Source organism: Conyzicola nivalis (genome assembly GCF_014639655.1).
In the GTDB taxonomy this organism is placed as follows: Bacteria; Actinomycetota; Actinomycetes; order Actinomycetales; family Microbacteriaceae; genus Conyzicola; species Conyzicola nivalis.
Window position 1 is genome coordinate 2,267,082 of the sequence record NZ_BMGB01000001.1, and the last position, 24,659, is coordinate 2,291,740.

Below are 24,659 nucleotides of genomic sequence, written 5' to 3' on the forward strand. Positions count from 1 at the left end.
CGTCGGGCCTGTCATGCGGCGCGCGCTCGGCGATCTCGATGCCGGCCGCCCTGCCGGCGAGCACGCTGAGCGCCTCGACGACGACGACCTCGAGCGCCGTGCCCTCGTGCGCGTCGACGGCCAGGCGCGCGCCGGCCAGGCGGTCCTGGACCTGCCGGATCTGCATCGGGCCTCCGATGAACGCGATGCGCTTGCGCCCCTGCGCGATGAGGTGCTCGACGGCGAGCCTGCCGCCCGCGAGGTCGTCGACCGACACCGAGCTGAACGACGCGTCGCCGCTCGAGCGGTCGACGAGCACCGCCGGTATGCCGCGCTGGCGCAGCCGCTCGAGCCGGCCGGTGATGTCGCCGAAGGGCGAGATGAGAACGCCGTGCACCCGCTGTTCCTCGAACAGGTCGAGGTACGCCGACTCGCGGTCGGTGTTCTCGTCACTGTTGCCGAGGATGACGGTGAGCCCCGCGTCGGCGGCCTTGTCCTCGGCGCCGCGGGCGACGTCGGTGAAGAACGGGTTGCGCACGTCGAGAACGACGAGTCCGACGGTCTTGGAGTGCCCGGCGCGCAGTTGGCGGGCGGCGTCGTTCCGGATGAACCCGAGCTCGTCGATCGCCGCGTGCACGCGGGCCACGGTCTCGGCGGTCACCTTCGCGGGCCGGTTGAGCACGTTGGAGACCGTGCCGACCGAGACGCCTGCCTTCAAGGCCACGTCGCGCACGCTTGCTGCTGCCATAAAAGTTCCTCCTGATCGGCGCTGACCCAGCGGAAGTTGTGAATCGTTCCAGATTCTAACCGTCCGTGACCCGATCGTCGCTTGACGAGAATTCGGCTCTGGCCATAGAGTTCTGTCAGCCCGAATCCTTAAAACGATTCAATCGGCTCGCACGACTCCACCCACCTCAAAGGCGAGGCAAGCAATGACGAACACAGCAACCACCCCGGACGCGCCCGCGCTCGAGCTGCGCACCATCTCGAAGGCCTTCGGCGCCGTCGTAGCCCTGTCCAACGCGAGCCTCACTCTGCGTTCCGGCTCCATCCACGCGCTCGTCGGCGAGAACGGCGCGGGCAAGTCGACGATCGTCAAGATCATCGCCGGCCTGTACCAGCGCGACACCGGCGATTTCGACCTCGACGGCGAGAGCGTGAACTTCACCTCGACCGCCCAGTCGAAGGCCGCCGGCATCGCCGTGATCTACCAGGAGCCCACGCTCTTCCCCGACCTCTCGGTCACCGAGAACATCTTCATGGGCCGCCAGCCCACGCTGAGCCTCGGCCGCATCGACCGCAAGCTCATGCGCCAGCAGGCCCTCGGCCTCTTCGCCCGCCTGGGCGTGCGCATCGACCCCGACCGCCCCACGCAGGGCCTGTCGATCGCCGACCAGCAGATCATCGAGATCGCGAAGGCGATCTCCCTCGACGCGCGGGTGCTGGTGATGGATGAACCGACAGCGGCCCTCAGCGGCGTGGAGGTCGACCGGCTCTTCGCCGTGGCGCGCAGCCTGCGCGACGAGGGCCGCGCGCTGCTCTTCATCTCCCACCGCTTCGACGAGGTGTTCGACCTGTGCGACACGGTCACCGTCATGCGAGACGGCGAGTACATCGACACGAGCGCGATCGCCGACACCACCGTCGAGCAGATCGTGCGCCGCATGGTCGGCCGCGATGTCACGACGCTCTTCCCGAAGGAGGAGGCGGTGATCGGCGCCGAGGTCCTGAGCGTCACGGGCCTGACGGAGGCCGGGATCTTCCATGACGTGTCGTTCGGCGTGCGGTCGGGCGAGATCGTCGCCTTGGCCGGCCTCGTCGGTGCGGGCCGCAGCGAGATCGCCCGCGCCGTGTTCGGCGTCGACCCGTACAGCGCGGGGACGGTGCACATCGGTGGCGCCCACGTGCCGAAGCGCGACCCCGCCGCGGCGATGCGCCTCGGCCTCGCACTCGTGCCGGAGGACCGCCGCAAGCAGGGACTCGTGCTCGAGTCATCCGTGGCCCGCAACACGACCATGGCGATCCGGCGCAACCTCGCCCGCTTCGGCCTGCTCTTCTCCCCCGCCGAGAACCGGGCCGCCCGCGAGTGGGCGAGCCGGCTCGAGGTGAAGGCCGCGACCCTCGACACCGAGGTCGGCACCCTCAGCGGCGGAAACCAACAGAAGGTCGTGCTGGCCAAGTGGCTCGCGACCACCCCGAAGGTGCTCATCGTCGACGAGCCGACGCGCGGCATCGACGTCGGAACGAAGGCCGAGGTGCACCGCCTGCTCTCCCGCCTCGCGGGGCAGGGCATGGCGATCCTGATGATCTCGTCGGAGCTGCCCGAGGTGCTCGGCATGGCCGACCGCGTGCTCGTGGTGCGCGAGGGGCGCATCACCGCCGAGATCGACCGGGCCGACGCCACCGCCGAGTCCGTCATGTTCGCCGCAACACACGAGGGGGTCGTCGCGTGAGCACGCTGACCGCAGAAACCACGGGCTCGCGCCTCGCCTCGGGCCTCGGCGGCCTGCTCAAGGCGCGCGAGACCGGCATCCTGATCGCCCTCGCGCTCATCGTGGTCGTGACGACCGCGAAGAACCCGAATTTCCTGTTCTCCAGCGACGGCTTCCGCGACCTGCTGCTCACGCCGTCGATCCTGCTGCTGGTCGCGGTCGGCCAGGCGATCGTGATCATCACCCGCAACGTCGACCTCTCCGTCGGCTCGGTGCTGGGCCTCACCGCCTACCTGACCGGCCGGTTGTTCATCGACATCCCTGGCATCCCGATCGTCGCCGTCTTCCTCGCCGGCCTCGTCTTCGGCGGCCTGCTCGGCCTCATCAACGGTGCCCTGGTCGCGTTCGCCCGGGTGCCCGCGCTGGTGATCACGCTCGGCACGCTCTACGCCTTCCGCGGCATCAACGTGCTCTGGACCGGCAGCGACCGCATCAACGCGTCCGACATGCCCAAGCCGTTCCTGGCGCTCGGCACGCAGTCGATCCTGTTCATCCCGGTGCTCACGATCATCGCCGTGGTCGTGCTCGTCGCCGCAGGCTGGTTCATGCGCAACCAGCGCGCGGGCCGCGAGCTCTACGCGATCGGTTCAGATCCGGATGCGGCCAACCTGTACGGGCTGAACGTCACCCGGCGCGTGCTGTCGGCGTTCGTCGTGAGCGGCGCCCTCGCCGGGCTCGCGGGCGTGCTCTACGCGGCCCGCTACGGCACCGTGAACTCGCAGGCCGGCAGCGGCTTCGAACTCGAGGCGGTGGGCGCCGCGGTCATCGGCGGTGTCGCGATCTTCGGCGGCAGCGGAACGGTCTGGGGCGCGGCCATCGGCGCCTACCTGCTGTTCACCATCAACCGCGCACTGCCCATCCTCGGCGTGCAGGACTTCTGGCAGCGTGCCGTGGTCGGCGTGCTCATCCTCGGCGCGATCGTGCTCGACCGCCTGCTGGCCCTCCGACAATCGCGCAAGCTCGTGGAAGCGAGGGACATCGAATGACCGACCTCATCTCGGGCGGCACGGCCACCCCGCGCGTCTACAAGGACTACGCCCGCCCGCTCTGGCAGCGCGTGCTGCTCACCCGCGAGGGTGCCGTCTACGCCGCCCTGATCCTGGTGATCGTCGTCGCCGCCCTCAGTGTGCGCAACTTCGGCAGCCCGATCACCATGACCTATCTGCTGCTCGACGTCACACCGATTCTGCTCATCGCCCTGCCGATGACGCTCGTGATCATCACCGGCGAGATCGACCTGTCGGTCGCGAGCGTCGTGGGCCTCTCGAGCGTCGTGCTCGGCACCCTGCACCAGGGCGGACTGCCGATCGAGGCGGCCGCGTTCGTCGCGATCGTCGTCGGCGCGATTGCCGGGGCGTTCAACGGGTTCCTCATCACGGTGGTCGGGCTCCCCTCGCTCGCCGTCACGATCGGCACGCTCGCGCTCTACCGGGGGCTCGCCGTCGGCCTGCTCGGCACCACCGCAGTCACCGACTTCACCGAGTTCTGGACCGACCTCGCGAAGTCGAAGCTCGGTTCGACCGGTGTTCCCACCGTGATGATCCTGTTCGTGCTGCTGCTTGTGGTGTTCGCCATCGTGCTGCACTTCACGCCGTTCGGCCGGGGCGTGTTCGCGATCGGGCTCAGCTCGGAGGCCGCCCGGTTCTCGGGCGTGCACGTGGAACGCACGAAGTTCATCCTGTTCGTGCTGACCGGGACGATCTCGGCACTCGCCGGCATCTACTACACGCTGCGGTTCGGCAGCGCGCGCGGCGACAACGCCACGGGCCTCGAACTGTCGGTGATCGCGGCGGTGCTGCTCGGCGGGGTGTCGATCTTCGGCGGGCGCGGCGCGCTGCACGGCGTTATCGCCGGCGTGCTGCTCATCGGCGTGCTCGGCAGCGCGCTGAGACTCGCCAACGTGACATCCGATGTCATCAACATCATCACCGGGGTGCTGCTCGTCGCCTCGGTGGTGTCCACAAGCGTCCTGAACTGGGTGCGCGCCAAGCGCACCAGGCCGGGCGAACCCAGGAAAACCAGATAGCAATCGCATCACCCACCACCACACATTCAAGGGAGAACAAAGATGTTGTTTCAGAACAAGACGGGCCGCGCGGGCGCCTTCGCCGCACTCGCGGTCACCGTCGCACTCGTCGCCACCGGTTGTGCCGCGACTGACGACGGCGGCGACGGCGGTTCGGGCGGAGACTCGGGCAACCTCGCCATCACGTTCCTGCCGAAGAACCTCGGCAACGCCTACTTCGACACGTCCGACAAGGGCGGCGAGAAGGCCATCGGAGAATTCGACGGAACCTACGCCGAGGTCGGACCCGCAGAGGCCAGCCCCGACGCACAGGTCAGCTACATCAACACGCTCACCCAGCAGGGCGTCGGCGGCATCGCGATCTCGGCCAACGACCCCAAGGCCATCTGCGACGCCCTGAACGAAGCGCGCGACGCGGGCGTCAAGGTCGTCACCTTCGACTCCGACACCAACCCCGAGTGCCGCGACATCTTCATCAACCAGGCCACCGCCGAGGGAATCGCCAAGGTGCAGGTCGACCTGATCGCCGAGCAGATCGGCGACGAGGGCGAGATCGCCATCCTGTCGGCGACGGCCAACGCCACGAACCAGAACGAGTGGATCGAGCTGATGAAGACCGAACTCGAGGCCAGCCACCCGAACATCGAACTCGTCGACACGGTCTACGGCGACGACGACGACCAGACGAGCTTCGACAAGACCGCGGCGCTGCTGCAGACCCACCCGAACCTCAAGGGCATCGTCTCGCCGACCACGGTCGGCATCGCGGCGGCCGCGCGTTACCTGCAGACCTCAGAGTTCAAGGGCAAGGTCGCGCTGACCGGTCTCGGCACCCCGAACCAGATGCGCGACTACGTCGAAGACGGCACGGTCACCGCGTTCGCGCTGTGGAACCCGGCCGACCTCGGCTACCTCGCGGCCTACGCGGCGAAGGCGCTCATCGAGGGCGAGATCACCGGCGAAGAGGGCGACTCGTTCGAGGCGGGCGAGCTCGGCGACTACGAGGTGGGTGAGGACGGCGTCGTGCTGCTCGGCGACCCGTACACCTTCAACGCAGAGAACATCGCGGAGTTCGACTTCTAACCCGCAGCGGGACGTTCCGCGGCCGTATCGAAATCCGGTTCCGATACGGCCGCGGGCGGCCTACTCGACCAGCACCTACCGAAAGGCCACCATGCAACGCGTCTGCTTCGAACTCCGGGTCAAGCCCGACCACATCGACGCCTACCGGGCCGCGCACGCGGCGGTCTGGCCGGACATGCTGCGCGCCCTGAAGGCCACGGGCTGGAACAACTACTCCATCTTCATGCGTCCCGACGGACTGCTCATCGGCTACTTCGAGACCGAGAACCTGCAGGCCTCCCTCGACGGCATGGCCGCGACCGAGGTCAACGGCCGCTGGCAGGCGGCGATGGCCGACCACTTCGTCGGAATCGACCTGCCCGCCGACCAGGCCTTCTCCTACCTCACCGAGGTCTTTAACCTCGACGAGCAGATTTCGGCGCTCTAGCTTTCGAAATCTGGCTCCACCCGCTAGGCTTATTGAAACGATTCAACCCCGCTCAACACGACCGAAAGAATTCCAATGGTGCAATTCAGCGACATCTCCGCCGCGCTCGAGACGCAGGTCATCGAGCTCCCGTCTTGGGCGTTCGGCAACTCCGGCACCCGTTTCAAGGTGTTCGGCACGCCGGGCACTCCGCGCACTCCGCAGGAGAAGATTGCGGATGCCGCGAAGGTGAACGAGTTCACCGGCCTGTCGCCCAAGGTGGCGCTGCACATCCCCTGGGACAAGGTCGACGACTACAGCGAGTTGCGCGACTACGCGGCCGACCTGGGCATGCAGCTCGGCACGGTCAACAGCAACACGTTCCAGGACGACGACTACAAGTTCGGCTCGCTGACCCACGTCGACCCGAAGATCCGCCAGAAGGCCATCGACCACCACTTCGAGTGCATCGAGATCATGGATGCGACCGGCTCGACAGACCTCAAGATCTGGCTCGCCGACGGGACGAACTATCCGGGCCAAGGCGACATCCGCGGTCGCCAGGACCGCCTCGCCGACTCGCTGGCCAAGATCTACGCCCGCGTCGGCGACGAGCAGCGTCTCGTGCTCGAGTACAAGTTCTTCGAGCCGGCTTTCTATCACACCGACGTTCCCGACTGGGGAACCAGCTACGCGCAGGTCTCGGCCCTCGGCGAGCGGGCGCTGGTCTGCCTCGACACCGGCCACCACGCGCCCGGCACCAACATCGAGTTCATCGTGGCGCAGCTGCTGCGCCTCGGGAAGCTCGGCTCGTTCGACTTCAACTCGCGCTTCTACGCCGACGACGACCTCATCGTGGGCGCGGCCGACCCGTTCCAGCTGTTCCGCATCATCTACGAGGTCATCCGCGGGGGCGGCTACGGCCCCGACTCGGGCGTCGCGTTCATGCTCGACCAGTGCCACAACGTCGAGGACAAGATCCCGGGCCAGATCCGCTCGGTGCTCAACGTGCAGGAGATGACGGCGCGCGCGCTGCTCGTCGACGGCGACGCCCTCACCGCGGCGCAGAACGCGGGCGACGTGCTCGGCGCCAACGGCATCCTCATGGACGCCTTCTACACCGACGTGCGCGGCGACCTCGCCGAGTGGCGTTCGGGACGCGGGCTGCCCGCCGACCCGATGGTCGCCTACGCGGCATCCGGGAACCAGGAAAAGATCGCCGCCGAGCGCGTCGGCGGCGCACAGGCAAGCTGGGGAGCATAAGCATGACGAACACGGCAGCAGCAGAACTCATCGCCCGGTCGAACCGTCTCGGTTCCGACCCGCGCGTCACCAACTACGCCGGCGGCAACACGAGCGCCAAGGGCAGCGAGACCGACCCCGTCACCGGCGAGCCGGTCGAACTGCTCTGGGTCAAGGGATCCGGCGGCGACCTCGGCACGCTGAGGGAGGCCGGCCTCGCCGTGCTCCGCCTCGACCGCGTGCGCGCGCTGAAGGGCGTCTACCCGGGGGTCGAGCGCGAAGACGAGATGGTCGCGGCCTTCGACTACACCCTGCACGGCAAGGGCGGTGCGGCACCGTCGATCGACACCGCGATGCACGCTCTCGTCGACGCGGCCCACGTCGACCACCTGCACCCCGACGCGGGCATCGCGTTCGCCACGGCCGCCGACGGCGAAGAGCTGACCGCCAAGGCGTTCGGGGGCAAGGTCGCGTGGGTCGACTGGCGCCGTCCGGGCTTCCAGCTCGGGCTCGACATCGCCGCCATCAAGGACGCGAACCCGTCGGCCGTGGGTGTCATCCTCGGTGGCCACGGCATCACGGCGTGGGGCGACACGTCGGACGAGGCCGAGGCTAACTCGCTCTGGATCATCAAGACCGCGGAGGCGTACATCGCCGAGAACGGAAAGTCGCACCCGTTCGGCGAAGACCTGCCCGGCTACGGCGCGCTGCCCTCGGCCGAGCGCCTGGCCAAGGCGGCGGCCCTCGCCGCCCACCTGCGCGGACTCGCCTCGACCGACAAGCCGCAGGTCGGGTCGTTCACCGACGCCGACGTCGTGACCGACTTCCTCGGCCTCGCCGAGCACCCGCGCCTGGCGGCTCTCGGCACGAGCTGCCCCGACCACTTCCTGCGCACCAAGGTTCGCCCGCTCGTGCTCGACCTGCCCGCCTCGGCCTCGATCGAGGAGTCGATCGCCCGCCTCGACGAGCTGCACGCGCAGTACCGAGCCGACTACCAGGCGTACTACGACGCGTACGCGGTCCCTTCGACAGGCTCAGGGACCGGTTCGCCGGCCATCCGCGGCGCCGACCCGGCCATCATCCTCATCCCGGGCGTCGGCATGTTCAGCTACGGCGCGAACAAACAGACCGCCCGCGTCGCCGGCGAGTTCTACATCAACGCGATCAACGTGATGCGCGGCGCCGAGGCCATCTCGACCTACGCGCCCATCTCCGACGAGGAGAAGTTCCGCATCGAATACTGGTCGCTCGAAGAGGCGAAACTGCAGCGCCTACCCAAGCCGAAGCCTCTCGCCGGACGCATCGCGCTCGTGACCGGTGCCGCATCCGGAATCGGCAAGGCCATCGCGACGCGCCTCGTCGCCGAGGGCGCCTGCGTCGTCATTGCCGACCTCGACCTCGAGAAGGCGCAGGCGGCGGCGGCCGAGCTGGGCAACACCGACGTCGCGATCGGCGTGCAAGCGAACGTCACCTCGGAAGAGGACGTGCAGGCCTCGGTCGACGCCGCACTGCTCGCCTTCGGCGGGCTCGACCTCGTCGTGAACAACGCCGGCCTCTCGCTGTCGAAGTCGCTGCTCGAGACCACGGTCGCCGACTGGGACCTGCAGCACGACGTGATGGCGAAGGGCTCGTTCCTCGTCTCCCGCGCCGCGGCCCGCGTGCTCATCGACCAGAAGCTCGGCGGCGACATCATCTACATCTCGAGCAAGAACTCGGTGTTCGCCGGCCCGAACAACATTGCCTACTCGGCGACCAAGGCCGACCAGGCCCACCAGGTGCGGCTGCTGGCCGCCGAGCTCGGCGAGTACGGCGTCAAGGTCAACGGCATCAACCCCGACGGAGTGGTGCGCGGCAGCGGCATCTTCGCCGGCGGCTGGGGCGCCAAGCGCGCCGCGGTCTACGGCGTCGACGAGGAGGACCTCGGCAAGTACTACGCCCAGCGCACGCTGCTCAAGCGCGAGGTGCTGCCGGAGAACGTGGCGAACGCGGTCTTCGTGCTCTGCACGGGCGACCTCAGCCACACGACCGGACTGCACATCCCGGTCGACGCGGGCGTCGCGGCCGCCTTCCTGCGATGACTGCGGGTCAGTCATGACGGCCGCCGTCGCCGCCGTCGACCTGGGCGCGACGAGCGGGCGGGTGATCCTCGGGCACGTCTCGGCGAACGAGCTGAGCATCCGCCCGGTCGCGCGCTTCCCGAACACTCCGGTGCGCACGATCGACGGCCTGCACTGGAACATCCTCGAGCTCTACCGCAGCGTAATCGCCGGCCTCGGCGCGGCCGCGCGCGAGGACCCCGCGATCGCCAGCATCGGCATCGATTCCTGGGCGGTCGACTATGCCCTGATCCGAAACGGGCGGATGCTTGGGGTCCCGTATCACTACCGGGACGACCGGAACCAGGCCGCCGTATCCACCGTCCACGGGGTCGTGTCACCCGAGGAGCTGTACGCCGCGAACGGACTGCAGCACCTGCCGTTCAACTCCCTCTACCAACTGGAGGCCGACCGCGCCGCCGGCATGCTCGACGTCGCCGACTCCCTGCTGCTCGTGCCCGACCTGCTCGCGTACTGGATGACCGGGCGCCAGGTCGCGGAGCGCACGAACGCGTCGACGACGGGACTCGTGAACGTGCGGTCCGGCGAGTGGGACGAGGCGTTGCTGCCGCAGTTGGGGCTGCCGCGGTCGCTCTTCCCCGAGCTGGTCGATGCCGGCACGGCCATCGGGCCATTGCTGCCGGCGGTCGCGCACGAGACCGGGATCGGCGGCGACGCGACGGTGACGGCCGTCGGGTCGCACGACACGGCATCCGCGGTTCTCGCCGTGCCCGCCCTCTCCGACGACTTCGCCTACATCTCGTGCGGCACCTGGGGGCTCGTCGGCGTCGAGCTCGAGGCGCCGGAGCTCTCGGAGGCCGGCCGGCTCGCGAACTTCACCAACGAGGGTGGCGTCGACGGGACGGTGCGCTACCTGCACAACGTGATGGGGCTGTGGCTGCTGAGCGAGTCGGTGCGCGAGTGGGAGCGCGGGGGCGACGTGATCTCGCTGCCCGCGCTTCTTGCCGCGGCCGCAGCGGTGACCTCGCCGGTCGCCGTGTTCGACGCCAACGACCCCCGGTTCCTGGCGCCCGGTGACATGCCCAACCGCATCGCGGAGTGGTGCAGGGAAAACGGTGCCGCCGTTCCCGCCAGCCGGGCCGAGTTCGTGCGCAGCATCGTGGAGAGCCTCGCCTCGGCGTTCGTCGCCGCGGTGCGCACGGCCGCGACGCTGTCTGGCAAGACCGTCTCGGCCATCCACATCGTCGGCGGCGGATCGCAGAACGAGCTGCTCTGCCAACTCGTCGCCGACCGCAGCGGACTGCCCGTGCAGGCCGGCCCGGTCGAGGCGACCGCGATCGGCAACGTGCTGGTGCAGGCCAGGGCGGCCGGGCTCGTCGCCGGGTCGCGCGAGTCGTTGCGGTCGCTCGTGGCGGCGTCGTTCCCGCCGCGGCTGTACGCGCCCGCGCGCTGAGAGCCGTCGCGGGCTCTCGTGTACCAAATGCAGGAGATCCCGGGCTGAGTCACACGATCGCGCGGATCGCGGGCCCTCGCCGGTGAAATCTCCTGCATTTGGTACGTGGCGCTTGACATCCGGTCGTTGTGACTGTTCAATCAGTTACATGACTTCCGGCCCCCGCTCCACCGCAGACGCCCAGCGCGCACGGATCATCGACCGTGCCGTCGACGTGTTCGCCGACGCCGGCTATCACGCCACCCCGGTGACGGCGGTCGCCACGGCCGCGGGTGTCTCTCCGGCCTACGTCTTCCGGCTCTTCCCGGGCAAACTCGCCCTCTTCATCGCCGCCGTCGAGCAGTGCTACGCCCGCGTTATCGACACGATGACCGAGAGCGGCAAGGCGGCGGGTGACGCCACCCCCGACGAGGTCCTCGAGGCGATGACCCTCGCCTACGTCGACCTCATCCGCGACCGCAATCTGATCCGGCTTCAGGTGCATGCCCAGAGTGCGTGCGATGTTCCCGAGATCCGCTCCGCTGTGCAGCGTGGACTACGCGACCTCGTCAACGCCGTCACCCTGGTCTCTGGCGCCGACCCCTCCAGCGTGCAGCGGTTCATGGCCTACGGCCAGCTCTGCCACCTCATCGTTCAGGCCGAACTGTCGCCCATCGACGACACCTGGGCGCACACGCTGAGCGACGGCATCCGGCACGCCGGACCGGTGTGAACCGGACCTACCCCCCCTCGCTTTTTCCCTTACCCAAAAAGGTGACTGACCAGTCACATACAACAGAATGGATGACACAATGAACACCGTTACCGCACTCGAGGTCGTACTGCCGGGGCTCGTCGAGCCGAGCGGCCTGCTGCTGCGCGAACGACCGCTGCCCGCGCCCGAAAGGGGCCAGCTGCTCGTCGCGGTCGAGGCGACCGGAATCTCGTTCGCCGAGAAGTCCATGCGCCGCGGCCTGTACTTCGGACAGCCCGCCTTCCCCTTCGTACCCGGGTACGACCTCGTCGGGCGCGTGCTCGCCGTCGGCTCCGAGCGCGACTCTGCGCTCGTGGGAACGCGAGTCGCATCCGTCACCAAGGTCGGCGGCTGGGCCAGCCACGCGATCGTCGCGGCACGCGATTCCGTACCCGTGCCCGACGGCCTCGCGCCCGCCGACGTCGAGACGGTGGTCGTCAACGGCCTGACCGCGTGGCAGATGCTGCACCGCAAGGCGCGGGTGCGGGCCGGCCAGACCGTGGTTGTGCACGGCGCGAACAGCGGGGTCGGCGGCATCCTCGTGCAGCTCGCGCGGCACGAGGGCATCCGGGTGATCGGCACCGCGTCGCCGCGGCACCACGACGCCCTACGCGCACAAGGCGTAGAACCGCTCGACTACAACGACCCGCGGCTGCTCGAGCGCGTGCTCGAGCTGTCGCCCGGTGGCGTCGCCGCGGTCTTCGACAACGTCGGCGGCGAGATGGTCAAGGCGTCATGGCGGATGCTCGCCCGTGGCGGATCGCTCGTTCGCTACTCGATCATCGCCGACGTGAGCGGCCTCACCGGCTCGCTGGCCGTGCCCTTTATGAAGGCTCTCGCGCGCACCGCCGCCTGGAACCTCCTGCCGAACGGACGCCGCGCGTCGTTCTACGACCTCTGGGCGGGGCATCGCATGCACCCGACGACGTTCCGTCTCCGGCTGCGCAAAGACCTCGGGCGCGTGTTCGCCCTGCTCGGCGACGGCACGATCAAGGCGAACATCGCCGCCACCTTCCCGCTGAGCGAGGCGAGCGACGCGATGGAACTCGCCGAGTCGCGAACGATCAACGGCAAGGTCATCCTGGTGCCGTGACACTCCCCACCCATGTACCAAATGCAGGAGATCTCGGGTCGAGTCACACGTTTACGCGGCCGGGCGGCCCTCGCCGGCGAAATCTCCTGTATTTGGCACGGGGCGCGAGCGGAACGCCCACGCGTAGGCCGCGAACGCCGCCGCCTCGAGCACGAGCATCACGACGACCGTCGCGGTCGGGGTGGCCACGCCGAAGAACCCGGCGATCGGCGACGCCACGGCGGCGAACACCATGTTCGAGGCGCCGAGCATCGAGGCCGCGGTGCCGGCGCGCAGGGCGTGCGGTTCGAGGGCGAACGCCTGCACGGCCGGGCCGATCAGGCCGAACGACGTCGTGAACAGCAGCAGCGGGAGCAGGAATCCGAGGAACCCCGCCTGCGGCACCAGCAGCACGCTGAGCAGCAGCAGCGCGGCGGCCGACACCAGCGAGGTCATGCCGATGAGCACGATTCGGCGTGGCGAGAACCGGCGCGACAGCCGCGCGCTCACCTGGGCGCCCACGATCATCAGCGCGCCGTGGCCGCCGAACGCGATCGCGTACTCGGTCGGGGTGAGGCCGAACACGTCCTGGAACAGGAACGCGCTCGACGCCATGTAGGTCATCATGCCCGCGAACATCAGCCCGCCACCGACGACGAGCGCCCGGAATACCGGCGACCCGAGCAGCACCCGGTAGTCGTCGCGCACCGTCGCACCCTCCCGCAGAGCACGCCGCTCGGGCGGGTTCGTCTCTGCGCGCAGGAACACCGCGAACGCCAGCACGACGAGCAGGCTGCCGTAGGCGGCGAGCACCCAGAACAGTCCGCGCCAGTCCACGACGGTCAGCAACTGCGCCCCGAGCGCCGGCGAGAGCACCACGAAGAAGCCGCTGATTACCGACAGGTTGGCGATGAAGCGCAGCATCGCCGGGCCCGACACGGTGTCGCGCACGAGTGCGATTCCGATCACCGCGCACCCGGCGGCGCCGAGCCCCTGCGCGAACCGGCCGGCGATCAGCAGCTCGATCGACGGCGCCAGAGCGCACCACACGGTCGCGACCGCGTAGATCACGAGCGCGGTCGCGAGCGGCCTGGTGCGCCCCACCGCGTCGGAGATCGGGCCCGCCACCAGCTGCCCCAGCGCCATGCCGATGAACGCCCCGGTCAGGGTGAACTGCACCAGAGCGGGCGTCGTGCCGAGCTCGTCCTGCAGCTGCGGGAACGACGGCAGGTACAGGTCCATCGTGAGCGGCCAGATGGCCTGCAGCGCCCCGAGCGAGACGATGAACAGCAGGCGACGTCGGGCGTCGCCGCGCATCCTCGCGGTCGCCGTCACTCGCCGTCTCGCAGCATGACGTACCCGAACGACTCCAGGGTCGCGCCGTCCGGCAGCGTCACGGTGTGTGGCCCGTGGTTGATGAGCGTGATCGAATCTCCGCGCCGGATCGCCTCGACCGTGTCGGGCAGGCCGAAAGCGACGGGGTGGATGTCGGCTGCCGCGAAGATCGCCGCGGCGACCGTCGCGCAGCCAGCGTCGTCCGGGACGGTGGCGAGGTAGTACGCCCGCCCCGCGCCCACGGGGTTGACGGTGAACGCCGGCCGGCCGTCGAGCCGCCCGCCGACGAACCGGCCGAGCGCGGCGGCCCCGTCGAGGTGGATCTCCTCGGCGAGCAGCGTGCCGGTGACCGTGGTGCCGACGAGGTCGAACGGCGCGGCACTCTGGCCGGGGCCGTCGCCGCCCGGCGCGACGAGAGCGCCGAAGTCCTCGAGCCAGATGCCGAGGGTGCGGGCGAGCTGGGTGAGGTATCCGCCGTCACGGAACGCGTCGTTCTCGTCGACGACGTCGCTGAAGGCCGTCACCAGCAGGTGGCCGCCCGACTCCGCGAACGCGATGAGGTTGGCCGCGGCATCCGCAGTCAGCAGGTAGAGCTGCGGCGCGATGACGACCCCGTACCCGGTGAGGTCGCTCGTCGGCTGCACGATGTCGACCTGCACGTGCTGACGGTGGATCGCGGCGTACCAGCGCTGCACGAGCGCGAGATAGTCGAGCACGGCGGGGTGGTCGGGGTTCTCCAGGGCCCACCAGTTCTGCCAGTCGAGCACGATCGCGACCTTCGCGTCGCGGGTTCCGGCCTGCAGTTCGGGCAGGGCGGCGAGCTCGGCGCCCAACGCGACGACCTCACGCCAGGTGCGGGTGCGCTTCCCGGCCTGCGGGACCATCGCCGAGTGGAACTTCTCGCTGCCCGCACGGGACTGGCGCCACTGGAAGAACATGATGCCGTCGGCACCGCGGGCGATCGCCTGCATGCTGAGCGCTGCCATCTGGCCGGGCGCCTTGGGCGCGTTGGTCGGCCGCCAGTTGAGGGCGTTGGTGGCCTGCTCCATGAGGATCCACGGGGTGTCGGGCTTGAGCGAGCGCATCAGGTCGCGCGCGAAGGCCGAGGCGCGGAACGACTCCGGGTCGTTCGGGTCGGGGTAGTTGTCGTCGGTGATGACGTCCATCTCGCGGGCCCAGCGCCAGTAGTCGGCCGGCGGGAACGCGCCCATGAAGTTCGTGGTCACCGGCTGGGTCGCGCCGGCGGCCCGGATGATGCGCTTCTCCATCAGGAACAGCTCGAGCAGGGCGTCGCTCGTGAAGCGCTTGAAGTCGAGTTCTCCGGCCGGATTGCGGCTGTACGGCGCCTTGCGCGGCGGCACGATCTGCTCGAACGACGTGTAGCGCTGCGACCAGAAGTCCGTGCCCCACGCCGCGTTCAGCGCCTCGATGGTCTCGTACTTGGCGAGCAGCCAGGCCCGGAAGGCGACCGCCGCGTTGTCGGAGTAGTCGTAGTTGAGGTGGCAGCCGTACTCGTTGTTGACGTGCCACATGACCACCGCGGGATGCTGGGCGTAGCGCTCGGCGAGGGCGGTGACCAGCTCGGCGGCGAGCCGGCGGTACTCGGGCGAGCTGGGCGCGAACTGCTGGCGCGAGCCCGGCCAGTACGTCGCGCCGTTCTCGTCCTGCGGCAGCATCTGGGGGTAGGCGGTCGTCGCCCACGGCGGCGGCGACGCGGTAGCGGTCGCGAGGTCGACGGCGATGCCACCCTCGTGCAGCAGGTCGATGACCGTGTCGAGCCACTCCCAGTCGAAGACGCCCTCGGCCGGCTGGATGCGCGACCAGGCGAAGATGCCGAGGCTCACCATCGTGACGCCCGCCTCGCGCATCAGGCGCACGTCGTCGTGCCAGACCTGTTCCGGCCACTGCTCGGGGTTGTAGTCGCCGCCGTAGTGCATGGTCATGGGGTGGTTCCCTTCGGGTCGCCGGTTGAGGCACGGATGATGAGTTGCGGCTCGTAGACGATCGAGCGCGGGCGGAAGTTATGCGGGTCGGCGATCTCGTCGATGAGCAGTTGGGCGGCGGTGCTGCCCATGCGGCGGCTCGGCTGCCTGACCGACGTCAGCGGGATGGCGGCGGCCGCAGAGAACACGATGTCGTCGTAGCCGATCACCGCGACATCCTGAGGCACCCGGAAGCCCGTGGCGGTGAGCCCCTGGATGACACCGAGCGCGAGCATGTCGTTGGCGGCGAAGATCGCGTCGGGTCGTTGGTCGACGGGAAGCGACGCGATCGCGCGGCCGTACTCGAGTCCGCTCGTCGCGTCGACGAAGGCGCCCGTCTCGACCCGCAGCGAGACGCCCGGGTAGTTGGCGATCATGCCGCGGAAGCCCTCCAGCCGGTCGTTCATCTGCCGCACGCTGAGCAGCCCGCCGATGAACCAGAGGTTGCGGCGGCCGAGCGACAGCAGGTGCTTGGCCGCGAGCCGGCCGCCGGCGAGGTCGTCGGTCGACACCGACGAGAACGCCCGCCGGTCGTCGACCCGGTCGATGAGCACGGCGGGGGTGCCGCGGCGGCGCAGGCCGTCGAGCTTGTCGAGCACGTCACCCGACGGCACGATGAGCACCCCGTCGACCTGCTGTTTCTCGAACAGCTCGAGGAATCCGCTCTCACCGTCGGGCCGCGATGCGCTGTTACCGAGCAGCACCGAGTACCCCGCCTCCCGCGCGGCCTCCTCGACGCCGGTCGCGACGTCGGTGAAGAACGGGTTGCTGATGTTGATGAGCGCGAGCCCGAGGAGCTTGCTGCTGCCGACCCGCAACTGGCGCGCCGCCGCGTTGCGCACGAAGCCGAGCTGCTCGATGGCGCGCTGCACGCGGTCGCGCGATTCGGCCGAAACCCGCTGCGGATTGTTCAGCACGTTCGACACGGTGCTCATCGAGACGCGGGCGAGCGCCGCGACGTCTTTGATGCTCGCACCCGACACTGGCCTACCCCGTTGCAACGTTTTACTCGATTGGTGAACGTGGCCCACGATAGCAAGTTCCCGGCGCTTGTGTATCGTTGCAACCATGCAGTCATCGTTCGATTGGGCCCAGCGTCAGGTACGCGACGGAATTCTGCCGACAGCCGTTCTCGGAATCGCCACGTCGAAGGGCATTTCGGATGTCGCGGCCTTCGGTTCGAGCGGGTCGCGAGTGGCCACCACCGGCGACGCCTATGCGCTCTTCTCGATCACGAAGCCGCTGGTCGGTCTGACCGCCCTGCGCGCCGTCGAGCGCGGGCTGCTGGCCCTCGATGCACCGCTCGTCGGCGCCATCCCCGGGTTCACCTCCCCCGCCGTGACGCTCACCCACCTGCTCAGCCACACGTCGGGCGTCTCCGAGCCGCAGCTCGACGTCGCCGAGGGCACCCGCCGCGCGCTCGTCGAGAGCGAGCAGGACTTCACTCCGGGCACCATGACGCGCTACTCGACCATCGCCTTCGAGGGCGTCGCGGCCCTGGTCGAGTCGGCCACGGGCGACTCGCTCGACGTCAACCTCGCGTCGCTCGCGTCCGACGCCGGCATGCCGGGGCTCACGTTCGAGCGCGACTGCGACCCGCACCCCGTGTTCGGCGCCGCGGAGCAAGATCTCGACTACGAGCGCTTCGTCACGCTGCGCCACCCGGGTGCCGGCCTGTTCGCGACCGCGGCAGACCTGCTGGGCCTCGGCTCGGCGCTGCTGCGCAACGACGGTGCCGTGGTGCACCCCACGACCCGTGACGCGATGCTGCGCCCCCTCACCGCCGGTCTGCCCAAGCTCGCGCCCTACCTCGTCGAGCGCGGCCAGGACTGGGGTCTCGGCTGGAACCTGCGGCACTCCGCCCCCGGCCTGCTGGAGCGCGGCGTCTTCGGGCACGGCGGCTGGGCCGGCACCGAGTTCTGGGTCTACCCCGAGCTCGACCTGACCTTCGTGCTTCTCACGAACGTTGCCGTGCCTGGCCGCCTCGGCTTCAACGCCGACCCGCTGTTCAACGCGGTCGCCGCCGGGCGCTGAGCCCCGCCCGCCGACAGGACCGGTCGGCCCGGCCGCCCCGTCGACAGGACGATCCCGGCCCGCCGACCCGTGGCATCCTGTCGACCGACGCGGACGCAGGCGTGAGAGCGCTCTCAGATTTTCCTTGACGCGGCACACTCGGTGCGCATAGTGTGGCTCCCACTTCGTCAGAGAGCGCTCTCTCAATTATCTCAGAGAGCGCTCTCTGACGCCCACGCACACACAAAGGAGTGACTGTGACTACATCACGACGCGCGGCCGCCATAGCAATCGCCGGCGCAGCAGCGTTCGCCCTCATCGCCTCGGGATGCGCCGCATCCGGTGGCGGGGGCGCATCCGAAGACGGCGAGATCACGCTGTCGATCACGACGTTCGGCACCATGGGTGTCGACGCCAACTACGAGAAGTACATGGAGGAGAACCCCAACATCACCATCGAGGCGACGAACCTCGAGGGCGGCGGCGCTGCCCGCGACGACGCCTACGCGAAGATCGCCGCCGGCACCGGGCTCAGCGACGTCGTCGCTATCGAGGAGGGCTGGCTCGGCACGATCCAGGAGGTCAGCGGCTCGTTCGTCGACCTGCGCGACTACGGCATCGAAGATGTCAAAGACGACTGGCTCGACTGGAAGTACAAGCAGGGCACCGACGCCGACGGTCGCGTCATCGGGGCCGGCCTCGACATCGGCCCGCAGGGCATCTGCTACCGCGGAGACCTGTTCGCCGCGGCCGGCCTGCCGAGTGAGCGCGGCGAGGTCGCGGAATACTTCGGTGGTGCGGATGCCACGTGGGAACGCTTCTACGAGGTGGGCGAGGAGTACGTGGCCGCGAGTGGCAAGGCGTTCTACCACTCCCCCCGGTTCTTCTGGAACTCGTTCGTGAACCAGCAGGAAGAGGGCTACTACAAGAAGGACGGCGAGACCCTGAACATCGAGGGTAACGACGTGCTGAAAGACCAGCTCGCCATGATCGTCGAGGCGGAGAACGATGGCCTCGGCGCCGGGCTCCCCGGCTGGGACGTCGGCCCGGAGGCCAAGGAAGACAAGTACGCGACGTACATGTGCCCGAGCTGGATGCTCGGCATCGTGCAGGGCTACTACGACGCCGGCACCACCGACAGCGGCTGGGACTTCGCCGACGTACTCCCCGGCGGATCGGCCAACTGGGGTGGCGCCTTCCTCGGTGTTTCCGAGGCGTCCGAGCACAAGGAGGAGGCCGCCAAGCTCGCGCTCTGGCTCGCCGCCCCCGCGCAGCAGGCCGCGTCGTTCGAACTCGCCGGCCCGTTCCCGAGCACGGTCGAGGGCCAGGAGCTCGTGAAGGATTCGACGAGCGCCTTCTTCAACAACGCGCCCGTCGGCGAGATCTTCGCCGCCCGCTCCGAGGGCGTCATCGCCCAAGTGAAGGGACCGGAAGACTCCAACATCCAGGACAACGTCTTTGGCCCGATCTTCGACCGGGTGAGCCAGGGCGAGATCACCGATGGCGACACCGCGTGGAAGGAAGCCGTCAAGCTGCTGAACCAGCTGGTCGGCTGACCCTCACCCTCCGGACAGGCGGTCCCCGTGTCATCCGGCACAGGGGCCGCCTGCCCGACCCTGACTCGACAACGACGAATTCGCGGATTGGCTGGCCGATGACGACCACACTCGGGGCGCGGGCGCCCTCCACACTCACGTTCACACAGAAGCTCTCGCGGCTCGACTACAAGGCGTCGCCGTACCTGTACATCGCGCCGTTCTTCATTCTGTTCGCGCTGATCGGCGTCTTCCCGATCATCTACACGCTCAACGTCTCGCTCTACGACTGGCATCTGCTCAAGGGCCAGGGCGACTTCGTCGGGCTCGACAACTACGCCTCGGTGCTCGCCGACCCGTTCTTCTGGAACGCCTTCGGCAACACGATCAGCATCTTCCTGCTGTCGGCCATCCCGCAGCTGATCTTCGCCACGGTCATCGCCGCCGTGCTCGACCAGGCCATCCGGGCGCGCACCTTCTGGCGCATGAGCATCCTGCTGCCGTACATCGTGGCGCCGGTCGCGGTCGCCGTGATCTTCCTGCAGATCTTCAACCAGTACCACGGGCCCATCGCCGGGCTGCTCGAGCTGTTCGGTCTCGACCCGATCCGCTGGTCGTTCGACGTCTTCCCCTCCCACGTCGCGATCGCGAGCATGGTGAACTGGCGCTGGACCGGCTACAACGCGCTCATCCTGCTCGCCGCCATGCAGGCCATCCCGCGCGACGTGTACGAGTCGGCGGCCCTCGACGGCGCCACCAAGGCCCGCCGGTTCTGGTCGATCACCATCCCGATGATCCGGCCGACGCTCATCTTCGTCGTGATCACCTCGACCATCGGCGGACTGCAGATCTTCACCGAGCCCAAACTGTTCGACGGACGCACCTACGGCGGCGGCGACAAGCAGTTCCAGACGATCGTGCTCTACCTGTACGAGCTCGCCTTCCCGCGCCGCGACTTCGGCCGGGCGTCGGCGACCGCCTGGATCCTGTTCATCATCATCATTCTGGCGGGGCTCATCAACTTCGCCATCTCGCGGGCCATCCGCACCGGCGACGCCAAGCCCACCCGCATACCGCGGGTCAGACCGGCCGCGCTGATCACCCCGACCAGGAACGGACGCCGAGCATGAGCGCGCTACTCGAACGACAGCAGGTCGCTCCCGAGGTGAAACAGGAACGCCAGGCGAAACGCCGCAAGGTCTACGAGGCCCCCGGTTTTCTCACCTACGCCCTGCTCGCCGCGTTCTTCGCCGGCTCCGCGTTCCCGCTCTGGTGGTCGTTCGTCATCGGCAGCCGGCAGTCGTCCGACACGAACCTCGTGCCGCCCGCGGTGGTGCCCGGCGGGAACTTCCTGTCGAACGCCGCCAAGGTGTTCGAGACGGTGCCGTTCTTCCAGGCGCTGATCAACAGCGTCATCATCTCGGGTGCGATCACCATCTCGGTGGTGTTCTTCTCCACCCTCGCCGGGTACGCGTTCGCGAAACTCAAGTTCCGCGCCAGCAACGGGCTGCTGCTCACCGTCATCGCAACCATGGCCATCCCCACCCAGCTCGGCATCATCCCGCTGTTTATGCTGATGGCGCAGTGGCACTGGATCGGCACCCTGCAGGCGGTCATCGTGCCGGGACTCGTCACCGCGTTCGGGGTGTTCTTTATGCGCCAGTACCTCGTCGATGTCATCCCCGACGAGCTCATCGAGGCCGCCCGCATGGACGGCGCCAGCATGTGGGGCACGTTCTGGCACGTCGCGGTTCCCGCCGCCCGCCCGGCGATGGCGGTGCTCGCGCTGTTCACGTTCATGGCGGCGTGGACCGACTTCCTCTGGCCGCTTCTCGTGCTCGGTCCGAGGAACCCGAGCGTGCAGACGGCGCTCGCCTCGCTCAGCGCGAGCGGCGGGCAGACCCCCGACAACGCGATGGTGCTCGCTGGCGCCGTGTTGTCGGTCATCCCGCTGCTCATCCTTTTCATCCTGGCGGGCAAGCAGCTCGTCGCCGGAATCATGCAGGGTGCGGTGAAGGGTTAGATGTCGCTCGAAATACTGCCGACCACCGCGGGCAACCCCGACTACCGCGACGCGGGCCTCGAATTCCCGCCCGCCTTCGTGATCGGCTCGGCCACCGCCGCCTACCAGATCGAGGGGGCGGTGGCCGAGGGCGGCCGCGGTCCCTCGATCTGGGACACCTTCAGCCACACCCCGGGCCGGGTCGTCGCCGGCGACACGGGTGACGTCGCCGACGACCATTACCACCGGCTCGAGAGCGACCTCGACCTGATGGCGTCGCTCGGGCTCGAGGCATACCGGTTCTCGATCGCGTGGCCGCGCATCCAGCCACTCGGCTCGGGCGAACCGAACCGGGCCGGCCTCGACTTCTACTCGCGGCTCGTCGACGGGCTGCTCGCCAGGGGCATCCGGCCCATCGCGACGCTGTACCACTGGGATCTGCCGCAGGCGCTCGAGGACGAGGGCGGCTGGTCCAACCGGCAGACCGCCTACCGCTTCGCCGAATACGCGGCGATCGTCGGGGTCGAGCTCGGCGACCGGGTCGCCGTCTGGACGACCCTCAACGAGCCGTGGTGCTCGGCGTACCTCGGTTACGGTTCGGGTGCCCACGCTCCCGGGCGCACCGAGCCGCTCGCGGCACTGCGCGCGGTGCACCACCTGAACCTCGCGCACGGCCTCGGCATCCTCGCGCTGCGGGAGACGGTGACAAACGACGCCGAGTATTCGGCGACGCTGAACTTCCACGTCGTGCGCGGTGACCACGCCAGCTCGCCCGAGGCGATCCGTCGCATCGACGCGCTCGCCAACCGCGGCTTCACCGGCCCGATGCTCACCGGCGCCTATCCGGCCGACCTGCTGGCCGACACCGCGGCGATCACCGACTGGTCGTTCGTGCTGCCGGGCGACCTCGGGCTGATCCACCAGCCGATCGACTTCCTCGGCGTCAACTACTACTCGACCGCGACCGTCCGCATGTGGGACGGCACGAGCGTTAGGCAGAACGCCGACGGCCACAAAGACGTGGGCGGCTCCCCGTGGCCGGGCAGCGAGCACGTCGAGTTTCTCGTGCAGGACGGCCCGTACACGTCGATGGGGTGGAACATCGCGCCCGACGGCCTCGAAGAGCTGCTCGTCTCGCTGCACGAGGCCCATCCGGGGCTGCCGCTCGTGATCACCGAGAACGGCGCCGCGTTCGACGACACGGTGGAAGACGGCCGGGTCGACGACCCGGAACGCGTCGACTACCTGCGCCGCCACTTCACCGCCGCGCACCGGGCCATCCAGTGCGGCGTCGACCTGCGCGGCTACCTGGTCTGGTCATTGCTCGACAACTTCGAGTGGGGCTACGGCTACAGCAAGCGGTTCGGCATCGTGCACGTGGACTACGAGACGCAGCAGCGCACCGTCAAACGCAGCGGGGCCTGGCTCGCCGACCTGATCGCGGGGCACCGGATCCCCGAGTGACGGTACGGTCACTAAGATTCCCTAGGGCGCGGCCACCCGTCGCGGGTGCCAACCCGCTACGAGAGGCGACTATGACGAGCGACGAATTCGTCGAGGGTGGCAAGCCCACTCTCGAGGCCGTCGGCGCGCTCGCCGGGGTCTCCCGGGCCACGGTCTCGCGAGTGATCAACGGTCACGCGACGGTGAAGCCCGAGATGGTGGACGCCGTCAACGCCGCCGTCGCCCAGCTGCGGTACGTGCCCAACCGGGCGGCGCGCAGCCTCGTGCGCCGGCGCACCCAGATGATCGCGATGGTCATCCCGGAGCGCACCGCCGAGTTCTTCGCCGACCCCTACTTCGCCGAGGTCATCCAGGGCGCCGCCCTGTACGCGTCGTCGACGGATCAGACGCTGACGCTGTTGATCGAATCGGATGCCGACCCGGAGAAGACGCGCCGCTACCTCACCGGGGGGAATGTCGACGGCGCGCTGATCCTCTCGCACCACAGCCGGGTGCCCGCCTACGTCGAGCTATCCGACACCGTTCCGATGGTCTTCGGCGTGCGTCCGCTCGAACCGGCCGAACGCCCGATCCACGTCGTCGACGTCGACAACGTGGAGGCGGCAGCCATCGCCACCCGCCACCTCGTCGCCCGCGGGCGCACCAGCATCGCGACGATCAGCGGCCCGCTCGACACCGCGGCGGGCATCGACCGCGTGAACGGCTGGCGTTCGGCGCTCGCGGATGCCGGGCTGGACGCCGGTCCGCTCGAGTCGGGCACGTTCACCCCGGCGAGCGGCGCGGAGGCGATGCAACGCCTGCTCGACAACGGCGCCCGCATCGACGCCGTGTTCGCGGCCTCCGCGCAGATGGCGACGGGCGCGCTCGAGGTGCTGCGCGCTCACTCGATCCGGGTGCCCTACGACATCGCCGTCGCCAGCGTCGACAACAACTACTTCTCGACGAGCGCGAATCCGCCGCTCACGACGGTCGACCTCGACACCGCCAACAAGGGCGCCGTGCTCGTCCAGACGCTGCTGCGCCTCATCGACGGCGAAGACGTCCCGCCGTTCACGGCCGTGCCGACGGCGCTGGTCGAGCGGCGGTCGGTGTAGCCACCCGCGCTACAGGGCGGTGCGTCGCGCCTCCGCTACGGCATCGTCGAAGTCCTCGTCGGGATCGTTGATCAGGCGCTCGGTGGCGACGGCGTGCAGCCGGATGTCGATGTCACGGTGCGAGGCCCGCGCCCGCAGCATCGGCACGGCGACCTCGCCGAGCGCGACGATGGAGCGGGTGAGGCTGCGCTGCGTCTCTCGTCCGCCTCGTCCGAGCTGGGAGGCCAGCGCCTCCGCCAGCTGCGCTTCCTGGCCCGCGGGAACGAGCCCGGCGGCGGTGCGCCACGCGGTCGTCGCCACCTCGTCGTGCGGGTCGCGCAGCACCTCGGCCGTGATCGCGGACCAGCCGCGCGGGTCGCCGATCTTCGACAGCGTGTGCAGTGCCTGGCTGCGCGCTTGAGGGCTGTCGGCCCCCACCTCGTAGAGCAGCCGCGGAACCGTGTGGGATGACGGATGCCGCGTGAGCGCCCAGGTGAGCATGTCGCGCACGAAGAAGTCAGGCTCGACGCCGCTGCGGTCGACGAGCACGGGGACGAACCGCACGTCGGGATACGTGCCGGCCGCGAGCGCGGTCTGCAGTCGAGCGGACGACGACTCGTCGCCCAGCGCCGCCCGCAGGCGATCGGCGGGCCCGGTTGCGTCTGGCGAGGTCATGCAGTCCATCCTCCATCAGACTCGCATCCTCCATCAG

General features: G+C 69.1%; 21 protein-coding genes. 16 read left to right on the plus strand and 5 right to left on the minus strand.

The window, feature by feature from the left end; translation table 11 throughout:
• Positions 1-727, minus strand: a 727-nt coding sequence (locus IEV96_RS11310) for a LacI family DNA-binding transcriptional regulator (RefSeq protein WP_188510692.1), incomplete at its 3' end; no start/stop codon positions are given.
• A gap of 184 nt (positions 728-911) precedes the next feature.
• Here IEV96_RS11310 and IEV96_RS11315 point away from each other — a divergent pair.
• From IEV96_RS11315 to IEV96_RS11360, 10 genes are all read left to right on the plus strand, one after another.
• A complete protein-coding gene (locus IEV96_RS11315) occupies positions 912-2,432 on the plus strand; it encodes a sugar ABC transporter ATP-binding protein (protein ID WP_188510693.1) in 1,521 nt (506 codons plus the stop codon).
• A gap of 5 nt (positions 2,433-2,437) precedes the next feature.
• Positions 2,438-3,457, plus strand: coding sequence for an ABC transporter permease (locus IEV96_RS11320; protein ID WP_229733403.1), 1,020 nt, complete (start codon positions 2,438-2,440; stop codon positions 3,455-3,457).
• The gene (locus IEV96_RS11325; protein ID WP_188510695.1) at positions 3,454-4,497 is read left to right on the plus strand and encodes an ABC transporter permease; all 1,044 of its coding nucleotides are present in this window, start codon (positions 3,454-3,456) and stop codon (positions 4,495-4,497) included. Before IEV96_RS11320 ends, IEV96_RS11325 begins: the two co-directional genes overlap by 4 nt.
• A gap of 42 nt (positions 4,498-4,539) precedes the next feature.
• Positions 4,540-5,580: a rhamnose ABC transporter substrate-binding protein gene (gene rhaS, locus IEV96_RS11330; protein ID WP_188510696.1), complete on the plus strand. Its 1,041-nt coding sequence runs from the start codon at positions 4,540-4,542 to the stop codon at positions 5,578-5,580.
• A gap of 91 nt (positions 5,581-5,671) precedes the next feature.
• Complete coding sequence (locus IEV96_RS11335) at positions 5,672-6,007, plus strand: L-rhamnose mutarotase (protein ID WP_188510697.1); 336 nt, start codon at positions 5,672-5,674, stop codon at positions 6,005-6,007.
• A 75-nt stretch (positions 6,008-6,082) separates the two neighbouring features.
• Entirely contained in the window at positions 6,083-7,249 is a 1,167-nt protein-coding gene (gene rhaI, locus IEV96_RS11340; protein WP_188510698.1) for an L-rhamnose isomerase, read from the plus strand.
• A 2-nt stretch (positions 7,250-7,251) separates the two neighbouring features.
• Positions 7,252-9,306 (plus strand): bifunctional aldolase/short-chain dehydrogenase, encoded by a 2,055-nt coding sequence (locus IEV96_RS11345; RefSeq protein WP_188510699.1) that lies wholly within the window; start codon positions 7,252-7,254, stop codon positions 9,304-9,306.
• A gap of 13 nt (positions 9,307-9,319) precedes the next feature.
• Entirely contained in the window at positions 9,320-10,738 is a 1,419-nt protein-coding gene (locus IEV96_RS11350; protein WP_188510700.1) for a rhamnulokinase, read from the plus strand.
• Between the two features lie 148 nt (positions 10,739-10,886).
• The gene (locus tag IEV96_RS11355) at positions 10,887-11,450 is read left to right on the plus strand and encodes a TetR/AcrR family transcriptional regulator (RefSeq protein ID WP_188510701.1); all 564 of its coding nucleotides are present in this window, start codon (positions 10,887-10,889) and stop codon (positions 11,448-11,450) included.
• A gap of 79 nt (positions 11,451-11,529) precedes the next feature.
• Complete coding sequence (locus IEV96_RS11360) at positions 11,530-12,564, plus strand: medium chain dehydrogenase/reductase family protein (protein WP_188510702.1); 1,035 nt, start codon at positions 11,530-11,532, stop codon at positions 12,562-12,564.
• A gap of 51 nt (positions 12,565-12,615) precedes the next feature.
• Here IEV96_RS11360 and IEV96_RS11365 read toward each other — a convergent pair whose 3' ends face one another.
• Genes IEV96_RS11365 through IEV96_RS11375 form a run of 3 tightly spaced genes read right to left on the minus strand, consistent with a single transcriptional unit; the run spans position 12,616 to position 16,843 of the window.
• On the minus strand, positions 12,616-13,878 hold the full coding sequence (locus IEV96_RS11365) for a multidrug effflux MFS transporter (protein WP_188510703.1): 1,263 nt from the start codon (positions 13,876-13,878) through the stop codon (positions 12,616-12,618).
• Positions 13,875-15,821, minus strand: coding sequence for a beta-galactosidase (locus tag IEV96_RS11370; RefSeq protein ID WP_229733261.1), 1,947 nt, complete (start codon positions 15,819-15,821; stop codon positions 13,875-13,877). Before IEV96_RS11370 ends, IEV96_RS11365 begins: the two co-directional genes overlap by 4 nt.
• On the minus strand, positions 15,818-16,843 hold the full coding sequence (locus IEV96_RS11375) for a LacI family DNA-binding transcriptional regulator (RefSeq protein WP_229733262.1): 1,026 nt from the start codon (positions 16,841-16,843) through the stop codon (positions 15,818-15,820). The genes IEV96_RS11370 and IEV96_RS11375 overlap by 4 nt, the downstream gene beginning before the upstream one ends.
• An 85-nt stretch (positions 16,844-16,928) precedes the next feature.
• Between IEV96_RS11375 and IEV96_RS11380 the strand changes: the two genes are divergently transcribed.
• From IEV96_RS11380 to IEV96_RS11405, 6 genes are all read left to right on the plus strand, one after another.
• Positions 16,929-17,894, plus strand: coding sequence for a serine hydrolase domain-containing protein (locus IEV96_RS11380; RefSeq protein ID WP_188510705.1), 966 nt, complete (start codon positions 16,929-16,931; stop codon positions 17,892-17,894).
• Positions 17,895-18,130: 236 nt separating this feature from the next.
• Positions 18,131-19,429, plus strand: coding sequence for an ABC transporter substrate-binding protein (locus tag IEV96_RS11385; protein WP_188510706.1), 1,299 nt, complete (start codon positions 18,131-18,133; stop codon positions 19,427-19,429).
• Between the two features lie 98 nt (positions 19,430-19,527).
• Complete coding sequence (locus IEV96_RS11390; RefSeq protein WP_188510707.1) at positions 19,528-20,538, plus strand: carbohydrate ABC transporter permease; 1,011 nt, start codon at positions 19,528-19,530, stop codon at positions 20,536-20,538.
• On the plus strand, positions 20,535-21,431 hold the full coding sequence (locus IEV96_RS11395; protein ID WP_188510708.1) for a carbohydrate ABC transporter permease: 897 nt from the start codon (positions 20,535-20,537) through the stop codon (positions 21,429-21,431). The genes IEV96_RS11390 and IEV96_RS11395 overlap by 4 nt, the downstream gene beginning before the upstream one ends.
• Positions 21,432-22,874, plus strand: a complete 1,443-nt coding sequence (locus tag IEV96_RS11400; RefSeq protein ID WP_188510709.1) for a GH1 family beta-glucosidase — start codon at positions 21,432-21,434, stop codon at positions 22,872-22,874.
• A gap of 71 nt (positions 22,875-22,945) precedes the next feature.
• On the plus strand, positions 22,946-23,968 hold the full coding sequence (locus IEV96_RS11405; RefSeq protein ID WP_188510710.1) for a LacI family DNA-binding transcriptional regulator: 1,023 nt from the start codon (positions 22,946-22,948) through the stop codon (positions 23,966-23,968).
• 9 nt (positions 23,969-23,977) lie between these two features.
• Here IEV96_RS11405 and IEV96_RS11410 read toward each other — a convergent pair whose 3' ends face one another.
• Complete coding sequence (locus IEV96_RS11410) at positions 23,978-24,622, minus strand: HEAT repeat domain-containing protein (RefSeq protein ID WP_188510711.1); 645 nt, start codon at positions 24,620-24,622, stop codon at positions 23,978-23,980.
• Between the last annotated feature and the right edge of the window lie 37 nt (positions 24,623-24,659).